Origin of the sequence: Mesorhizobium sp. M1A.F.Ca.IN.020.06.1.1 (assembly GCF_004023265.1) — a bacterium.
Classification (GTDB): Bacteria; Pseudomonadota; Alphaproteobacteria; order Rhizobiales; family Rhizobiaceae; genus Mesorhizobium.
Window position 1 is genome coordinate 1 of record NZ_RZSR01000889.1, and the last position, 2,491, is coordinate 2,491.

The following is a 2,491-nucleotide window of genomic DNA, read 5'->3' on the forward strand; positions in this document are numbered from 1 at the left end:
ACGCCGGGGCAGATCGGTGGCTTCCTGATGGCGTTGCGCGTGCGCGGCGAAGCCGTGAGCGAGATCTCCGGCGCGGTCGCCACGATGCGCGCCAAGATGCTCCGCGTCGAAGCCCCGCGCGGCGCCATCGACATCGTCGGCACCGGCGGCGACAATTCGCACTCGGTGAACATTTCGACCGGATCGGCATTCGTCATCGCCGCCGCGGGTGTTCCGGTGGCCAAGCACGGCAATCGCGGCCTGTCCTCGCTGACCGGCGCGGCGGATGTGCTGATGGCCCTCGGCGTCAAGGTCGACATCGCACCGGAGACGATCGGCCGCTGCATCCAGGAGGCCGGCGTCGGCTTCATGTTCGCGCCAGCGCATCATCCGGCGATGAAGCATGTCGGTCCTGTCCGGGGCGAGCTCGGCACGCGCACCATCTTCAATCTGCTCGGGCCGCTGTCGAATCCAGCCGGCGTCGGCCGGCAGATGGTTGGCGTCTTCCTGCCCGAATGGATCATGCCGGTGGCTGAGACGCTGAAGGCGCTGGGTACCGATCATGCCTGGATCGTGCACGGCGACGGTTATGACGAGATCACCACCACGGGCGAGACGCAGGTCGCAGAGCTCGCCGGCGGCGAGATCCGCACCTTTACCCTCACTCCGGAAGCGGTCGGACTGAAGCGGCATAACAAAGAGGATCTGCGCGGCGGCGAAGCGGCCTACAATGCCAAGGCATTGCGCGATATGCTGGGCGGCGCTGCCGGCGCTTATCGCGACACCGTGCTGATGAATGCCGGCGCCGGGCTGGTGGTGGCCGGCAAGGCGACGACGCTCGGCGATGGCATCGAGGCAGCAGCGCAGGCCATCGACAGCGGCCGGGCGCTCGCGGTGCTCGACAAGCTCATCGAGATTTCGAACGGTTAGAATTTTGTCCGATATCCTGCGCAAGATAGAAGCCTACAAGCGCGATGAGATCGCCGCCGCAAAGCTCAGCGCGCCGCTTGCCGAGGTCAAGGCGAAGGCCAAGGATGCGGAACCCCCGAGCAGCTTCCTTGCGGCGCTTGAGGCCAAGCGGAAGGCCGGCGGCTTCGCGCTGATTGCGGAGATCAAGAAGGCCAGCCCTTCCAGGGGCTTGATCCGCGCCGACTTCGACCCGCCGGCGCTCGCCAGGGCCTATCAGCAAGGCGGTGCTGCCTGTCTTTCGGTGCTGACCGACGCACCGTCCTTCCAGGGCGCGCCCGGCTTTCTGACCGCAGCGCGCGCCGCCGTTGGCCTGCCCGCCCTGCGCAAGGATTTCCTCTTCGACCCGTATCAGGTTCATGAAGCCCGCGCCTGGGGCGCGGACGCGATCCTCATCATCATGGCGAGCGTCGACGACGCCTTGGCCAGTGAATTGGAAGTCACGGCCTTCGATCTCGGCATGGACGCGCTGGTCGAGGTGCATGACGAACAGGAGATGGAACGCGCGCTTCGCCTCTCGTCGCGGCTGATCGGCATCAACAACCGCGATTTGAGAACCTTCGAAACCAGCCTCGACGTTTCCGAGAGGCTTGCCGCCATGGTCCCGGACGACCGGCTGCTGGTCAGCGAGAGCGGCATCTTCACCCATCAGGACTGCCGCCGGCTGGAAAAGAGCAAGATCGGCACCTTCCTCGTTGGCGAAAGCCTGATGCGGCAGGCCGACGTGGCCGCCGCGACCGCCCTTCTGCTGACGGGCAAGGCGCCGGCCGAGGCCGTTTGAGGATGCCCGCGCTTACGCATCTCGGCGCCAAGGGCGAAGCCAACATGGTCGATGTCGGCGGCAAGGCCGAGACGACGCGCACGGCCATCGCCGAAGGGTATGTCACCATGCAGCCGGAAACGCTGGAGATGATCCTGGCCGGCGACGCCAAGAAAGGCGACGTGCTTGGCACGGCGCGCCTCGCCGGCATCATGGCGGCCAAGAAGACGCATGAGCTCATCCCGCTTTGCCATCCCCTCCTTCTCACCAAGGTTGCCGTCGAGATCGAGCCCGATCGCGCGCTTCCCGGCCTGAGGGTCACCGCGCTTGCCAGGGTTACCGGCAAGACCGGGGTCGAAATGGAGGCGCTGACCGCGGCGTCGGTTGCCTGCCTCACCATCTACGACATGGCCAAGGCAGCGGACCGCGCCATGGCGATTTCCGGCATCAGGCTGGTCGAGAAAACCGGCGGCAAGTCGGGCGACTACAAGGTAGGTCCTTAGCATGGCTTTGCTTCCGGTCGCCGAGGCGCTCCAACGCCTGTTGGACGGCGCGACCGCGCTGCCAGGCGAAAGCGTGCCGCTGGCCGACGCGTCCGGTCGGGTGCTGGCCGACCCCGTGGTGGCTCTGCGCACCCAGCCGCCCTTCAATGCGTCGGCGATGGACGGCTATGCCGTGCGGGCCGCCGACGTAGCCTCGGCGCCGGCGCGGCTCTCCGTGATCGGCATGGCGCCCGCCGGGCGTGGCTTCACCGGCTCTGTCGGCAAGGGCGAGGCCGTGCGCATC

Annotated in this window: 3 protein-coding genes and 1 pseudogene; all 4 read left to right on the top strand. The window is 67.1% G+C overall.

Annotated elements, in window-relative coordinates; genetic code table 11:
• On the top strand, positions 1-909 hold a 909-nt coding region (gene trpD, locus EOA60_RS28560; RefSeq protein ID WP_128312277.1), incomplete at its 5' end, for an anthranilate phosphoribosyltransferase.
• A 1-nt stretch (position 910) separates the two neighbouring features.
• Positions 911-1,726 carry an indole-3-glycerol phosphate synthase TrpC gene (trpC, locus tag EOA60_RS28565; RefSeq protein ID WP_206522094.1) on the top strand — a complete coding sequence of 272 codons (816 nt, stop codon included), beginning with the start codon at positions 911-913 and terminating at the stop codon, positions 1,724-1,726.
• 2 nt (positions 1,727-1,728) lie between these two features.
• Entirely contained in the window at positions 1,729-2,208 is a 480-nt protein-coding gene (moaC, locus tag EOA60_RS28570) for a cyclic pyranopterin monophosphate synthase MoaC (protein ID WP_095825377.1), read from the top strand.
• A gap of 1 nt (position 2,209) precedes the next feature.
• Positions 2,210-2,491: pseudogene (locus EOA60_RS28575) on the top strand (molybdopterin molybdenumtransferase MoeA); the annotation flags it as partial.